Annotated in this window: 14 protein-coding genes; 7 read left to right on the top strand and 7 right to left on the bottom strand. The window is 68.2% G+C overall.

Going from position 1 to position 14448, the window contains the following annotated elements:
• Positions 1 to 73: 73 nt before the first annotated feature.
• Positions 74 to 859: a hypothetical protein gene (locus ACW171_RS02215; RefSeq protein WP_492095477.1), complete on the bottom strand. Its 786-nt coding sequence runs from the start codon at positions 857 to 859 to the stop codon at positions 74 to 76.
• A complete protein-coding gene (locus tag ACW171_RS02210) occupies positions 859 to 1623 on the bottom strand; it encodes a class II aldolase/adducin family protein (RefSeq protein ID WP_492095476.1) in 765 nt (254 codons plus the stop codon). Before ACW171_RS02210 ends, ACW171_RS02215 begins: the two co-directional genes overlap by 1 nt.
• A gap of 158 nt (positions 1624 to 1781) precedes the next feature.
• Between ACW171_RS02210 and ACW171_RS02205 the strand changes: the two genes are divergently transcribed.
• From ACW171_RS02205 to ACW171_RS02195, 3 genes are all read left to right on the top strand, one after another.
• On the top strand, positions 1782 to 2930 hold the full coding sequence (locus ACW171_RS02205) for a DUF2336 domain-containing protein (protein WP_492095475.1): 1149 nt from the start codon (positions 1782 to 1784) through the stop codon (positions 2928 to 2930).
• A 49-nt stretch (positions 2931 to 2979) separates the two neighbouring features.
• Positions 2980 to 3759: an NAD kinase gene (locus ACW171_RS02200; RefSeq protein ID WP_492095474.1), complete on the top strand. Its 780-nt coding sequence runs from the start codon at positions 2980 to 2982 to the stop codon at positions 3757 to 3759.
• A gap of 65 nt (positions 3760 to 3824) precedes the next feature.
• Positions 3825 to 4304: an Hpt domain-containing protein gene (locus tag ACW171_RS02195; RefSeq protein ID WP_492095473.1), complete on the top strand. Its 480-nt coding sequence runs from the start codon at positions 3825 to 3827 to the stop codon at positions 4302 to 4304.
• Positions 4305 to 4592: 288 nt separating this feature from the next.
• On the opposite strand, the gene spbR is transcribed toward ACW171_RS02195, so the two are convergent.
• Together spbR and ACW171_RS02185 are read right to left on the bottom strand one after the other, a co-directional pair.
• Complete coding sequence (spbR, locus tag ACW171_RS02190) at positions 4593 to 5738, bottom strand: SpbR family protein (protein WP_492095472.1); 1146 nt, start codon at positions 5736 to 5738, stop codon at positions 4593 to 4595.
• A 78-nt stretch (positions 5739 to 5816) separates the two neighbouring features.
• A complete protein-coding gene (locus ACW171_RS02185) occupies positions 5817 to 6623 on the bottom strand; it encodes a transglycosylase SLT domain-containing protein (RefSeq protein WP_492096574.1) in 807 nt (268 codons plus the stop codon).
• A gap of 192 nt (positions 6624 to 6815) precedes the next feature.
• On the opposite strand from ACW171_RS02185, the gene ACW171_RS02180 reads away from it, so the two are divergent.
• Positions 6816 to 7559, top strand: a complete 744-nt coding sequence (locus ACW171_RS02180; RefSeq protein WP_492095471.1) for a TonB family protein — start codon at positions 6816 to 6818, stop codon at positions 7557 to 7559.
• On the opposite strand, the gene ACW171_RS02175 is transcribed toward ACW171_RS02180, so the two are convergent.
• Together ACW171_RS02175 and ACW171_RS02170 are read right to left on the bottom strand one after the other, a co-directional pair.
• Complete coding sequence (locus tag ACW171_RS02175; RefSeq protein WP_492095470.1) at positions 7540 to 8556, bottom strand: NAD(P)/FAD-dependent oxidoreductase; 1017 nt, start codon at positions 8554 to 8556, stop codon at positions 7540 to 7542. The two genes, ACW171_RS02180 and ACW171_RS02175, sit on opposite strands and share 20 nt — an antisense overlap.
• A gap of 38 nt (positions 8557 to 8594) precedes the next feature.
• Complete coding sequence (locus ACW171_RS02170) at positions 8595 to 10454, bottom strand: phosphoenolpyruvate carboxykinase (GTP) (RefSeq protein WP_492095469.1); 1860 nt, start codon at positions 10452 to 10454, stop codon at positions 8595 to 8597.
• A 213-nt stretch (positions 10455 to 10667) separates the two neighbouring features.
• Here ACW171_RS02170 and ACW171_RS02165 point away from each other — a divergent pair, with 213 nt between their 5' ends.
• The 3 genes from ACW171_RS02165 to ACW171_RS02155 are packed head-to-tail and all read left to right on the top strand — an operon-like array spanning position 10668 to position 12583.
• Positions 10668 to 11306, top strand: coding sequence for a DUF938 domain-containing protein (locus ACW171_RS02165; protein WP_492095468.1), 639 nt, complete (start codon positions 10668 to 10670; stop codon positions 11304 to 11306).
• A gap of 27 nt (positions 11307 to 11333) precedes the next feature.
• Positions 11334 to 11825, top strand: a complete 492-nt coding sequence (locus ACW171_RS02160) for a GlcG/HbpS family heme-binding protein (RefSeq protein ID WP_492095467.1) — start codon at positions 11334 to 11336, stop codon at positions 11823 to 11825.
• 2 nt (positions 11826 to 11827) lie between these two features.
• Positions 11828 to 12583 (top strand): pseudouridine synthase, encoded by a 756-nt coding sequence (locus ACW171_RS02155; RefSeq protein WP_492095466.1) that lies wholly within the window; start codon positions 11828 to 11830, stop codon positions 12581 to 12583.
• A 366-nt stretch (positions 12584 to 12949) separates the two neighbouring features.
• Here ACW171_RS02155 and ACW171_RS02150 read toward each other — a convergent pair whose 3' ends face one another.
• Positions 12950 to 14362 (bottom strand): dicarboxylate/amino acid:cation symporter, encoded by a 1413-nt coding sequence (locus ACW171_RS02150; protein WP_492095465.1) that lies wholly within the window; start codon positions 14360 to 14362, stop codon positions 12950 to 12952.
• Between the last annotated feature and the right edge of the window lie 86 nt (positions 14363 to 14448).

The raw sequence follows: 14448 nt of genomic DNA, 5'->3' as shown, positions 1-14448 counted from the left end.
GAGGCAACCTAAAGAGTTTGTAACGTCCGCCGTTCCGGTTTCCGTCGCGGTAATCGACAGCCGCGCCCATTTCTCAGAATCGCCGCCACAGCGCGACCACAGCCCCCTCCGCCAGGGGTGTCTCGCGCCCCGCGACCGTTCGCCGCCATCCCGCCTGCAGGCTCCAGCGGCCGAGGTTGCGCACAACCGAGGTCTCCACCGACAGCCACCGCGCACCGTCTCCGTCGGTCATTCCGCCGAACGCCTGCCCCAGAACCATCCAGCCCTCTCCGAAATGGCCGCCCACCGTGAAATCCGCCCTGGTCTCGTCCGGCAGGCCGTCGCGCATCCGACGCGCCGCCTGAACCTCCACGAACGACCGATCCGGCCCCCAAGTCCCCGCCAACCCCCTGCCCGGCCCGCCCAGAGACCGCCCGGCGGCGACCCGAAGTTCCCAGTCATGCTCGCCGACGTCAGGCGCGGCATAGCCGGCGTTGCGGCCCTCGCCCGCCAGCGAATAGGCGGCATAGAGGCTGACGGCGTTCCGGTCGTCCCGGTAGGCCTGCCAGATCACGCCGACTTCGACAGGTCCGCGCCCGTCATAGTCGACGAAGGCGTCCTCGCCAGACTGCCAGTCGCCCTTGAACTGGACCGTCAAGGTTTCGGTGACGCCGTACTGGGCGAAGACGTTCACCGACTGGTCTTCCCGCTCGACCGCCAGAGGGACCACGATACCGGAGGGGTCATATCCCTCCCTGGCCCGCATCGCCTCGGCCTTGACGATCACCTGCCCCTTGCCCTTCGGCTGGGTCCAGGCGTCGGCCTGGGCCGACGTCGCCGCCATCGCGAGCACGACACCCGCGAGGCAGCGATTCAGCATCAGGCGTCGTAGCCTGGAGATTTCCGATCCAGCAGCCGAAGCGCGCCCGGCCAGGCCAGGGCGGAGATGAAGCCGATGCCGCGACCCTGCTCCTTGGTCTCGGCCTGGGCCGCATCGGGCGCCATCAGCACATGCTCGCGACCGCCTGACAGCGCCGCAATCTGCTGGGCGCAGGCGCGCTCCAGGAAGAACATTCCGACCCAGGCCGCCGCCGCCGTCTGACCGACCGCCAGCGTCCCGTGGTTCCGCAACAGCATCAGAGGCTTGTCGCCCAGATCCGCCACCAGCCGCTCGCGCTCGTCGTGGTTCAGCGCCAGCCCCTCGTAGCCGTGATAGGCGACCTGATGCTGCAAAAGGCAGGCGTTCTGGCCGATCGGCAGCAATCCTTCCGCCTGCGCCGCCACGCCGACGCCCGCCACCGTATGCAGATGGATGACGAAATGCGCGTCCTCGCGCGCGCCGTGGATCGCCGAGTGGATGGTGAAGCCGGCCGGATTGATGAAGTTCTGCGTATCCTGGACGATGTTTCCCTCCAGATCGACCTTCACCAGCGAGGAGGCCGTGATCTCCTCGAAATAGAAGCCGTAGGGGTTGATCAGGAAATGATGCTCGGGTCCCGGCACGCGCGCCGAGATGTGGGTGAAGATCATGTCGTCCCACCCGTGCAGGGCGACCAGTCGGTACAGGGCCGCCAGGTCGACGCGGACCTGCCATTCCTCCGCCGACACGCGGGACTTCAAGGACTGAGCGGCGCCGTCGGCCATACTGAATATCCTCCATCGCCTCTTCGCGGGCAGACCTCACCGTCGCGCCAACCCGGGGTGGGGTCAAGGTGATCGACGTTCAGCCTTGATTAACCGAGTTTTCACCTCCTGCGGCCAAGGTTACCGCGTCGGATGCTCAAATCCGGCCGGAGTCTCCCGTGACCGCTGTCGTCCAACTTCAGTCGCATCGCCCCACCGACGCGGCCAACCTGTCCTCGGCGGCCCAGCTCCTCGAGCTCGCGCGCGGCAAGGGCGTGGACGATCGTCGCCGCCTGCTGCTCGGCATCGCCGCCCTTTGCGACGCGACCCCGCCCGGCGCCGAAGCCTCGCCCATCCTCGGCGAGATCTTCATGGTCATCGCCCGCCAGGCCGAGCGGGATATCCGTAAAGCCCTGTCCGACAGCCTCGCTTCGGCCGAATGGGCGCCGCCTGCCCTGATCGCCATGCTGGCCCTGGACGAGATCGAGATCGCCCGCCCCGTCATCGCCAACAGCCCCCTCCTGAAGGATCAGGATCTGCTGCGCGTCCTGGTCGAGGCCACGATTGAACACCAGATCGAAGTCGCCCGTCGCCCTCGCATCAGCGGCCGCATCGCCGACGCCATCATCGATCGCGGCGAGCCGGCCAGCCTGACCGCCCTGGCCGGCAACAAGACCGCCGAGGTCAGCGAAGACGCCCTGGGCCGCCTCGTCGAACACTCGCGCCGCGTCGCCGCCCTGCGCGCGCCCCTGACGCGTCACCCGCGCCTGAACGACGTCCTGGCGGCTCAGCTCTATCAGTGGGTCGGCCAGTCCCTGCGCGAAGCGATCGGCGAACGTTTCCGCGTCGACGAAGCCAAGCTGGCGGACGCCATCGACGCCGTCACCCGGCCCGCGCCGCCACCGCCTACCAATCTCGGCGCGGAACCCATCGGCCTCGGAGACAACAGCCTCACCGAGCACGAAGAGATGGAACGCCGTCTCGTGGCCAAGCTTCAGAGCGCGGGCCAACTGCGCGCCGGTTTCCTGATCCGCGCCGTCCGCGAGAAGCGTCTCAGCCTGTTCGAACACGGCATCGCGGCCCTCGGCAGTTTCCCGATCAGTCACATCCGCGCCGCCATCAAACGCCCCAGCCCGGACGCTCTGTTCCTAGCCTGCGCCGCCGTCGGCATCGACCGGGCCGTCTTCCCGGCCGTGCTTGATGAGATCCGCAAGCTGAACGACGGCTGGCCGGGCGATGGCGACGAAGGCTATGCCGGTCGGATGAGCCTGCCGCCCTCGGCCGCCATGCGTGAGTTTCGCGCCCTGATGGGTCACATCGGCGACTGATCGTTCTTCGCGTTTGACTTGACCGTCCGCGTCGGTGTCTCGTGATCCTGTGACCGTCGTTCCCTCCTCCCTGAAACTCGCCTTCTGCGCCAGCGACCGGCCGGAGGCTCAGCAGGCGCGCGAGCGGCTGTCCGACCGCTACGGCCATGTGTCGGAGGCCCAGGCCGACGTCATCGTGGCCCTGGGCGGCGACGGCTTCATGCTGGAAACCCTTCACGCCAACCTGATGCGCAAGATCCCGGTCTACGGCATGAACCGGGGCTCGGTCGGCTTTCTGATGAACGACTACGAAGAGGAAGACCTGCCCCAGCGGATCGCCGCTGCCGGTCGCGCCGTCATCCACCCGCTGCAAATGGACGCCTGGACCGAGAGCGGCGCCGTCCATACCGGCCTCGCCATCAACGAGGTCTCCCTGCTGCGCCAGACGCGTCAATCGGCCAAGCTGAAGATCAGCGTCGACGGCAAGGTGCGGCTGGAGGAACTGGCCTGCGACGGCTGCATGGTCGCCACCCCCGCCGGCTCCACCGCCTACAACCTTTCGGCCCACGGCCCGATCATCCCTCTGGACGCGCGCATGCTGGCCCTGACGCCGATCAGCGCCTTCCGTCCCCGTCGCTGGCGCGGGGCCCTGCTGTCCCACCGCGCCAAGGTCGAGTTCGAGGTGCTGGAGGCCGATAAACGCCCGGTCAGCGCGGTGGCTGACGGTCTGGAGATCCGCCGGGTCGTGAGGGTCGCCGTCAAGGAACGCCGCGACGTGGGTCTGACCATGCTGTTCGACGCCGGCCGCTCGTTCGAGGAACGGGTGCTGGCGGAGCAGTTCACGGGTTGATCGCAAGTCACGGGTTCTTAACGGCCCTCGTGCACCCTGAGCTTGTTAGTCCTCAGGAGTTCATCGTGAGCAACCCGGCTCAGGTCATCCGTCCGCCCAACATGCTGCGCGCCAAGGTCGGCGGCGGCTTCGGCGGCATCAACGCCGACGCCATCGCCAAGGCCGAGGAGGCCCTGAAGGCCATGTCGAGCCAGTTCGGCCAGTGGCTCCAGGACGAGATCACCAAGCTCGACGCCGCCCAGGCCGCCATCCGCGCCGACGGCTACAACGCCCAGACGGCCGAGGGTCTGTATTTCCGCGCCCATGACCTGAAGGGTCTCGGCGCCACCTACCAGTATCCGCTTGTGACCCGCCTCGCCGGTTCACTGTGCAAGCTGATGGACGATCCCATCAAACGCCTCGAGGCGCCGATGGTCCTGATCGACGCCCACATCGACGCCATCCGCGCCGTCGTCCGCGACCAGATCCAGACCGACGACCACCCCACCGGCCGCGTCCTGGCGGAAACCCTCGAAGCCAAGGTCGCCGCGCACCGCGCGGGCTGAACAGTTTTCCTTCTCCCCCTGCGGGGTCGACCAAATGGTCGCATGCGACCCGAGAAGGGGTGGCCGAGCGACGATTCCAAGTCCGAATTTATTCCTTGGTTAGCCTTGCAGCCAAGCAGCGGGATGCACATCTCGTGATCTTGGTCTTTGACAAGTGGGCACGACGACCCCGGACGCGAAATGTCCGAAGTGCCGTCACCGTGACAAAACCATAGCCGCCAAGCCTTTGTTTTTGCTCAGACGGCTGGGGATTTTGTCCGTAATGTCACCCTATTTTGAGTCCGGACTCTAGGCCGCGTTGGCCGCCGACAGCCGGTTGGGCGTCACGGACGGCTGATCCAGTCGCTCCATCAGATAGGCCAGGTCATCCCGCGGCGCATTCGGCCGCTGGGTCAGGAACCGCTCCAGCATCTGGTCCTTGAACGCCTCGCCCGAGGTGTCCTTGCCCTCGGCCGAGAGCTGACGCCAGGTATCGACGCCTGCACGGAAAGCCTGGAAGAGACGCGGCGGAAGGCCGGCCCGGTCATAGATCGCCTTCAGGCCCAAGGGCCCCGCGTCATGGACCATCAGCCAGGCGCGCGGATGCGGCGTCGATGACAGCTCCGCCACACCGTGTTCGAACAGGGTCATCTTGCCCCGCGCCAGAGCCCGCAACAGCAGGGACGCCGTCAGGGCCTTGCGCGCATTCAGTTGGGCCACGAAGGTCGCAAGATCGGCGCTCGACCCCGCCTGGTCGATCAGATCGACGGTGGCGCGCTCGCGGGCGAAGCTCGACAGACGGATCGCCGTCTCGGGCGCCACGGCATGGCGGGTGATCAGGTGTTCGCGCACCGCATCCGACGCCAGGGCGACCAGCCGCTCGGTGATGTCCAGCGGCAGGACCTGGCGATAGGCCAGGGCCGCGACGACCTCGGGCGTCTGGCCGAACCGATCGACGACGTTGGCCATCGCCTTTTCGGACAGGTCGGCGTTGTCATTGGAGGCCAGGGTCCGCACCGCCGTCTCGCAGCCGTCGGTGCTCAGCACATCGGCCACATCGCGCGACACGATGGGGCGGGCGGCGATGGCGACCTGACGCACGGCCGAGCCGGCACGCACGATCTCGATCAGGTCCTCGTCGCTGAAGACGGGCGACGAGCCGATCACCGGCAGCGCGATGGAATCGACGTCCGATGCCAGGATCCGCGCCACGTCGCGCGGCAGCAGGTCTGAACTCTTGAGCGTCACGGCCAGGGCCCTTCGCACCAGCTCGGCGGCGTCGTTGGCCAGGACGCGCATGATCTTCTGCGCCGCTTCGCGGTCCTCGTCCGTCAGGTCCGCCCTGTCGATGCTGCGGCACAGCTTGTGCGCGGCCGAGGCGCGTTCGTCGTCGTCGGTCGCCTTGATCAGGCGGCGGATGTCGAACTCGGTCAGACGGGCGCGGTGGGCGGTCATGGGGCTCTATCGGGCGAGTCGCGAAACGGACGGCTTACGGTGAACCTGCAGCCTTAACGGCCGGTTTACTATGGCCGATCAGACGCCGGATTCACTGTGCGGCGAGAAGGCCCCGCCGAAGCCGCTGCCTGCCCCCGACTTGAACTGGCCATCCCCGTCCTGACCCAGCAGCAGGGCGAGAAGGCTCTGATCCTGCTTCAGCCGGTCCATACGGGCCGCCAGAGCCTGGTCCTGTTCGCTCAGCAGCGGCGCGGTCGGACCGGTCGGGGCCACGACCGACCCCTCCCCCGCCGAACGCTGCAGATTGGCGTGCACCTCGGCCACCGTCGCGGCCCGCCCGTCGCGATAGAAGATGGATCGGTTGGCTGCGGCCGCCTGCGGGAACATGGAGACGGCGCTGGACCCCGGGCGGGTCTGCATCGCCTCCATGATCTGTGCGGCGCCCGCAGGCCCCAGGAAATGGGCCGCATACAGATCGCCCGCCCCCGGCTCTCGCCCCGTCCGCCCCCGCAGATAGGCCGCATTCGATGCCGTCAGCTCGCCCGCCATGGTCGAGGCCGCCTGGGGATCGAAGCGAAGGTCCAGCACCACGTTCCGCGCCGAGCCCTCGACCCGCCACCGCCCGTCCGACCCGCGGTGGATCAGATCGGCGTACTGGCCATAGCCGTGCTTGGCCCCGTGTTGCTTGACCGTCGCCAGCCAGGTCTGCTCGATGAACTGGAACAGGCCCGAAGCGGAGGACGTCGGCGCCTTGGCATTGGGATTGAACGAACTCTCCCGCCGCGCCGTGCGCATCAGGAAGTCGTAGTCCACGCCGGTGCTGCTGGCGGCGCGACGTATCGCGGCCTCCACCCCTCCCGACGCTGGAATCGCTCCGACGGCCATAGGTAGAAGTTCGGAGATCATGGTTAATCGAGCGTTAATGTCCGTTAACAGCGCCGCTCCGATGTCACAGCGATAGATGATCGCCGATCAGTCGGAAACTGGCGTTTCATCCGCCCCAATCCCGCCATGAGCCGCGCGCGTCATTCTCCCATGGGTTGCTGGGGAGCGGCTTTGAGCAAGGGAGTGACGGCCATGATGATACAGACCGCAGGCGGACCCGGACTGGTCAGCCCCATAGACTTCGGCGAGCGGCGCAAGCCCATGCCGCGCGCCACCCTGATCGCCATCGGCGTCGTCGCCCTGGCTCACATCGGCGTGGGGACGGCGCTCTACTACCAGCGGTTCGAGCTGAAGATGCTGCCGACGACCGACCAGCCCCGCGTGATCGACGGCAGCATGATCGTGATCAAGCGCGATCCGCCCCCGCCCGTGATTACCATGGACCCGCCGGCTCCCAACCCGCCGATCCACCGCACGGATGCCCCGCCGGCCCATGTCGAGTCCCTCACTACGGTCATCTCGGACGCGCCTGCGACGGTCATTGGGCCCGTCATCAACACCACGACCATCGTCGAACCCGCCACCGCTACCGGCACGGCGACGGAACCCGTGATCGACGCCCCGCGCGGTCCGCCCGTTATCCGCTCGCCCCAGTGGATCAACCGCCCCACCGGCGATCAGCTGACCCGCGCCTATCCCTCCCGCGCCATATCCGGCAACGTCGAGGGCTCCGCCAGCCTCACCTGCCGCGTCCAGGCCGCAGGCACGGTCACCGGCTGCACAGTCGTGTCGGAAACCCCCGGCGGCTACGGCTTCGGCCGCTCAGCCCAGCAACTGGCGCGCTACTTCCGCATGAGCCCCCAAACCGTGGATGGCCAGGCCGTCGACGGTGCCCAGGTCACCATCGGCATCCGCTTCAATCTACCGGAAGAGTAGACCTCAGCGGGTCAAGGGCGGCTGCGTGGAGGCCACGCGGCCGCCCTTCGATTCCATCGGCCACCACCCGGCCGACTAGCGGCCCCAGCAGCCAGCCGTTCCGCCTCGGCGCCAGCGCCAGATGCAGTCCGTCTCCGACAAGCCCCGCCAGCGGGAGCCCATCCGGGGTCGCACCCCGCACCCCGCCACGCCACTCAATGTCGCGAGGCGGCTCGGCCCCGAGCAGCCGCGTGGCTGCCGCAACCAGCCGCCCCAAGGCCTTTGGATCGGCGGCGACGTTCCGGCTGCCGAAGACCATCGTCGCCCCGATCAAGGCCCCACCTACCACCGGCGCGACATAGCCGTCCCGACCCCGAACGACCCGATCCGTCAGCGGTGCCGCCACCCGGCCGATCTGCCCGGCGATGGGCTGGATCCCGTCGATGATCAGGGTCGCCTCGCCCGGCAGCCCCGGCAGCGCCGCAGCCACGCCCGTCGCGATTACGACCTGACCGGCCAACACCGCACCCGACATCGTATCGATCCGCCATCCGTCGGCGGTCCGCTCCACCGACTGCGCCTCTTCCGTGATCACCGGCCAGGCCAGGCTGGCCTTCAAGGCGTACAGGCTCGTCGCCGCGTCCAGCCGAAGGTCTGTCGCTGCACGGACAGCGTCGGTTTCGACGGCGAATCCGAGCGCTGACAGAGTCTCGGCGACCTGCGCCGCATCCGTCCCACGCCACTCCGCAGGCGTCTCGTCCAGCGCGATCCCGACCCGTGCCGCGAAGTCGGGCCATAGCGCCGCCGCGTCGCGCAGCAGAGCCGCCCGCTCCGCATCGACGCCGTCCAGAACAGATTCGAACGCCGGCGCGATCATGCCCGCGGCAACCGACGAGGCATTGACCCGGCACGGATCGACGATCCGCACGTCATGGCCGCGCGCGGTCAGTTCGGCGGCGACCGACAGGCCGAGCACGCCGGCCCCGACCACCACGATGTCACAGGAGAGTTCCGCCACGACCGGTCCTTCGACCGGCCGGGCGGGGATTTCAAGCCTTACTCGGCGGCCAGTTCGGCCGAACGCAGATCGCGCGCGGCGTCCAGACGGTCCACCAGGGCGTCGTGCTGACGCCACAGGGCGGTCGGCAGGCGCTCGGCGAACTGGGCGTAGAACTCGGGGATCAAGGCGGCTTCCTCGGACCAGACGTCGACATCGACATCCAGCAGGGTCGACAGCGCCGCGTCCGACAGCGACAGGCCGTCGAGGTCCAGGGCCGCGCGGGTCGGCACGCGACCGACGGCCGTATCCTGAGCTTCGGCCTTGCCGTCCAGACGTTCGGAGATCCACTTCAGGACGCGGGCGTTGTCGCCGAAGCCCGGCCAGACGAAGCGGCCGTCCTCGTCCTTGCGGAACCAGTTGACGAAATAGACCCCGGGCAACTTGGCCGGATCGGCCTTTTCCCCCAGAGCCAGCCAGTGGGCGAAATAGTCACCCATGTTGTAGCCGCAGAAGGGCAGCATCGCGAACGGGTCGCGGCGCAGGGTCCCGATGGCGTTCTCCGCCGCCGCCGTGCCTTCCGAGGCCACGGTCGAGCCCATGAAGACCCCGTGCTCCCAGTCGAAAGCCTCGGTCACCAGGGGCACGGCCGAGGCGCGGCGGCCGCCGAACAGGATGGCGTCGATCGGCACGCCCCTGGGGTCTTCCCACTCCGGCGCGATGGTCGGGCACTGCGACGCCGGGGCGGCGAAGCGGGCATTGGGGTGAGCGGCGGGCTCGCCCGAGGCGGGGTCGTGGGCCTCGCCCTTCCAGTTGGTCATGCCGGCGGGGACCTCCTTGGTCAGCCCCTCCCACCAGACGTCGCCATCGGCCGTCAGGGCCGTGTTCGTGAAGACGGTGTTGGTGGCCAAGGTCGCGAGGGCGTTCTGGTTGGTGTTGCGGCTGGTGCCCGGGGCGACGCCGAAGAAGCCGGCCTCCGGGTTCACGGCATACAGCCGCCCGTCGTCGCCGAAGCGCATCCAGGCGATGTCGTCACCGATCGTCTCGGCAGTCCAGCCCGGGATCGACGGCTGGAGCATGGCCAGGTTGGTCTTGCCGCAGGCCGAGGGGAAGGCGGCGGCCATGTATTTGGCCTGACCCTCGGGGTTCGTCAGCTTGAGGATCAGCATGTGCTCGGCCATCCAGCCCTCGTCGCGGGCCATGACCGAGGCGATGCGCAGGGCGTAGCATTTCTTGCCCAGGAGGGCGTTGCCGCCGTAGCCGGAGCCGTAGGACCAGATCTCGCGCGTCTCGGGATAGTGGACGATCCACTTGTCGGCGTTGCAGGGCCAGGGCACGTCGGCCTGACCCTCGGCCAAGGGCGCACCGAGGGTGTGGACGGCCGGGACAAAGACCCCGTCCTCGCCCAGCACGTCCAGGGCGGGCTGGCCCATCCGGGTCATGATGCCCATCGACACGGCGACATAGCCGCTGTCGGTGATCTCGACGCCGAGGGCGCTGATCTTCGAACCCAGCGGCCCCATGGAGAAGGGTACGACGTACATCGTGCGACCGGCCATGCAGCCGTCGAACAGGCCGGCCATACGGGCGCGCATCTCGACCGGGTCGGACCAGTTGTTGGTCGGGCCGGCGTCCTGTTCATCTTCGGAGCAGATGAAGGTGCGGCTTTCGACGCGGGCGACGTCGCGGGGGTCGGAGGCCGCGTAATAGCCGCCGGGGCGCTTGGTCTGGTCGAGGGCCTTCAGCGTGCCCTTGTCGATCAGGTCGGCGATGATCGCGGACTTCTCGGCCTCGGAGCCGTCGCACCAGTGGACGCGGGCGGGCTTGGTCAGGGCGGCGATCTGTTCGACCCAGGCGATAAGGCCCTGGTGACGGGTCGGCGCCGGGCGAAGGCCCGGTACGGTCGAGGTAGAATCCACGCGAACACTCCTGATTTGTAGGCCCGGCTGGTCTGTCGCCGCCGTGGCCTCCTCCCAATTGTTACAGGGCCTCACGGCCTGTAACAGCCGCAAAGACACCGCTGCGGACGCTGCGTCAACCGGCGCAAGATTTCGCCCCGCGACAGCACCCTCCAGGACCCGTGAGGGCGGAATCCAGTCGCGCCGAACCTCCCCCACCTGTATCCATCTTGCGTGCAGACGCTCGATTCCGTTCAGAAGGCCGCGACGGCCGGCGCCCTGGCCTCTCCGGCCGTGGCGCGAAACACCGTGCCGATCCTGGAGGTGCTGCGCGCCCACCTGCCCGCCCGCGCCCGGGTTCTGGAAGTGGCGTCGGGGTCCGGCGAGCATGCCGTCGCCTTTGCCCGCGCCCTGCCCGACACGATCTGGACGCCCAGCGATCCGTCGCCGGAAGCCCGCGCCAGCATCGCCGCCTGGACCGCCGAAGCCGCCTTGGCGAACCTCCGCCCCGCCCTGCCCCTGGACGCCGCCGATCCGGGCGCCTGGCCCGAGATCGATGCGCAGGTCGTCTTCTGCGCCAACATGATCCACATCAGCCCATGGGCGGCGACCGAGGGCCTGATGGCCGGCGCCGGTCGCATCCTGCCGGATCCCGGCGGGCTGCTGGTCCTCTACGGGCCCTATCGCGAGAGCGATACGCCGCTTGCCCCGTCGAACGCCGCGTTCGACGAGAGCCTGAAGGCCCGCGATCCGGCCTGGGGCCTGCGCGAACTGGACGAGGTCGTCGCCTTGGCCAAGGCTCACCGGCTGCACCTGACACGCCGGGTCGAGATGCCCGCCAACAATCTGATGCTTCTCTTCCGCCTCGCCTGACCCAACGATCCAGAACGGACCCCGACCATGAAAGCCCTTTTCCTCGCCCTGGCCCTCGCGGCCGTCGCCCCCGGTGCCTTGGCCCAGACCACGACCGGCCTGTCCAAACAGGCCAGCGCCCCGTCCTATGGCGAGCCGATCACGCTGGCCGACGCCCAGGCGATCCTGGACCGGGCGGTCCGCGCCGCCCGCGCCGCCAACCACCGTATGGCCGTCGCGATCGTGGAGCCGAACGGTGAACTGGTGGCCTTCGTGCGGATGGACGACACTCAGTACGGCTCGATCCTCGTCGCCCAGAGAAAGGCCGAAACCGCCGCCCGCTATCGTCAGGCCACCGCGAGGATGGAAGAACGCACCCTGGCCGGGCGTGTCGTCACCCTGGCCAACGACGACGCCTTGCCGATCGCGGGCGGCATCCCGATCGTCATGGGCGGGCGGATCGTCGGCGCCATCGGTGTCTCGGGCGCCTCTGCGGCGGACGACGCGGCCATCGCCGCCGCCGCCCTCGCGGCCGACTGAGCTTGGCCTTTTCCCGAACCTATGACGGCGCAGAGCCGAGCCGGATCAACAAATGGCTGGGCCAGTCGGGGGTCTGTTCGCGGCGCGAGGCCGACGCCCTGATCGCAGACGGCCTGGTCTCCATCGACGGCGAGGTGGTCACCGATGCAGGCCGCAAGATCGAGGCGGGCCAGACCCTGACCCTGTCGGATCGGGCTACGACCGCGCTGGCGGCGGGCGTCACCATCGTGATGCACAAGCCGCTCGGCTATGTCTCCGGCCAGCCCGAGCCGGACAAGATCCCGGCGGTGCGGCTGCTGACCGACGCCAACCGGATCGGCGAGGGCGTGACGCCCGCCGCCGACGCCTCCCTGCCCCCCATCGGGCGTCTGGACGAGGATTCGCGCGGCCTGTTGATGCTGTCCTCGGACGGCGTCGTCGCCAAGGCGGTGATCGGGCCGGAGTCCAAGCTGGACAAGGAATACCTGGTCCGGGTCGCGGGCGACGTGACCGAGAAGAAGCTGAACCTGCTGCGGCATGGGATCATGCTGGATGGGCGGCAACTGAAGTACGCCCGCGTCAGCCGGATGGAGCAGCAGCGGTTGAAGTTCATCCTGACCGAGGGTCGAAACCGCCAGATCCGGCGGATGTGCGAACATGCCGATCTGGAGGTGGTCGACTTGCTCCGCATACGGATCGGGCCGATCCACCTGAACAATCTGCCCGAGGGCGCGTGGCGGATGCTGACGGCCGAGGAGCGGGCGGCGCTGGTCGGTTGAGCCGCGCGAATTCGGAATTCAGAGTCCAGATAGTCCGTAGAGTCCCGTTGCAGGATGACCTGGACGCCAAAACACAGTCCGAAGCGTCCGAAGCGTCCGAAGCGTTCGGGTCCCGACGCTCGCGAACCTGAAGATATGGACCTGTCAAAGACCGACCGGATCAGGTGGCAATGACGTCAAGAGAGCGCAAGGCTGACCGAAGAAAATAGTCCTACGTATCATCACCTCCGTGCACCCCGGCGAAGGCCGGGGTCCAGAAACACACGCGGACATGTGGAGTAAGACTGCGTGGCTCACTCTTGCCCGCCGAGTTCGTGATCTGGACCCCGGCCTTCGCCGGGGTGAACGGTGGGGGTTGGGACGGTCCTAGTCCGCGTCGCTCTCCCGCGATCCCACAGCGACCGGCATCGGCGCCCCCGACAGCGCCGCATCCAGCCGGTCGCGATCCAGCCCGCCCTGCCAGCGCGAGACGACGATGGTTGCGACCGCATTGCCGATGAAGTTGGTCAGGGCGCGACACTCGCTCATGAAGCGGTCGACGCCGAGGATCAGGGCGATGCCCGCGATCGGCACGGAGGGCACGACCGCCAGGGTCGCCGCCAGGGTGATGAAGCCGGCGCCGGTCACGCCTGCCGCGCCCTTGGACGAGAGCATGGCGACGCCCAGCAGCAGGGCCTGCTCGCCCAGGGTCAGGTCGATGCCGCAGGCCTGGGCGATGAACAGGGCCGCCAGCGTCATGTAGATGTTGGTGCCGTCGAGGTTGAAGGAATAGCCCAGAGGCACGACCAGACCGACGACGGGCTTGTCGCAACCCGCCTTCTCCATCTTGTCGATCAGGCTGGGGAGGGCCGCCTCGGAGGATGAGGTGCCGAGGACCAGCAGCAGCTCCTCCTTCAGGTAGCGCATCAGTTTGAAGATCGAGAAGCCGTTCACCCGGGCGACGGCGCCCAGGACCACGACCACGAACAGGGCGGAGGTCAGGTAGAAGGTGGCGACCAGGGCCGCCAGGCTGATCACCGACTCGATGCCGTAGCGGCCGATGGTGAAGGCGAAGGCGCCGAAGGCCCCGATGGGCGCGGCCTTCATCAGGATGGCGACCAGTTTGAAGAAGGCCTCGGACGCGCTTTCCAGCAGGGTCATCACCGGCTTGGCCCGATCCCCGATGGCGGCCAGGGAGATGCCGAACAGGATGGCGAAGAACAGGACCTGGAGGATATTGCCGGTCGTGAAGGCACCGACGACCGTGTCGGGGATGATGTTCATCAGGAAGCCGACGATGGTGCTGTCGTGGGCCGCGGCGCTGTAGCCCTGGACCAGCCCTTGATCCAGCGTCGCCGGATCGACGTTCATGCCGGCGCCGGGGCGGACGACATTGGCGACGATCAGGCCGACGATCAGGGCCAGGGTCGAGAAGGTCAGGAAGTAGGCGAAGGCTTTTGCCGCGACGATCCCGACCTTCCCCAGATCCCGCAGGTGGGCGATGCCCAGGGCGACGGTCAGGAAGATCACCGGGGCGATGATCATCTTCACCAGCTTGATGAAGGCGTCGCCTAGGGGTTTGAGGCTCTCGCCGAACTCGGGCCAGAAATGGCCAATCAAAGCGCCGAGGCCGATGGCGACCAGGACCTGGAAATACAGATGGGTCCAGATCGGCTTCTTCGCGGGCGGACCAGGCGGCGGCTCGACCGCATCAGGGACCGCCACGCCGGGGGCGGCCTTCACCGCGCGGGGCTTGCGGGGACCGGGGGTCGCGGCGGTCGTCGTCGGAATGCGGGCCATTCGGGTCTCTTATCGATTCCCGACGACCCTAGACGAGGCGGTTCGGCGCGGCCATCGGGCCGAGCGCATCGAACCGCCTCACAGGA

The sequence above is a fragment of the Brevundimonas sp. FV1ye28 genome, assembly GCF_058681135.1.
The sequence above is the reverse complement of the archived record's forward strand: the minus strand, read 5'-3'. Positions and strand labels throughout refer to the sequence as shown.

Coding starts and splice junctions, on each gene's coding strand:
- ACW171_RS02180 (WP_492095471.1), top strand. CDS start 6,816: ATGATGATACAGACCGCAGGCGGACCCGGACTGGTCAGCCCCATAGAC.
- ACW171_RS02185 (WP_492096574.1), bottom strand. CDS start 6,623: ATGGCCGTCGGAGCGATTCCAGCGTCGGGAGGGGTGGAGGCCGCGATA.
- spbR (WP_492095472.1), bottom strand. CDS start 5,738: ATGACCGCCCACCGCGCCCGTCTGACCGAGTTCGACATCCGCCGCCTG.
- ACW171_RS02215 (WP_492095477.1), bottom strand. CDS start 859: ATGCTGAATCGCTGCCTCGCGGGTGTCGTGCTCGCGATGGCGGCGACG.
- ACW171_RS02160 (WP_492095467.1), top strand. CDS start 11,334: ATGAAAGCCCTTTTCCTCGCCCTGGCCCTCGCGGCCGTCGCCCCCGGT.
- ACW171_RS02150 (WP_492095465.1), bottom strand. CDS start 14,362: ATGGCCCGCATTCCGACGACGACCGCCGCGACCCCCGGTCCCCGCAAG.
- ACW171_RS02210 (WP_492095476.1), bottom strand. CDS start 1,623: ATGGCCGACGGCGCCGCTCAGTCCTTGAAGTCCCGCGTGTCGGCGGAG.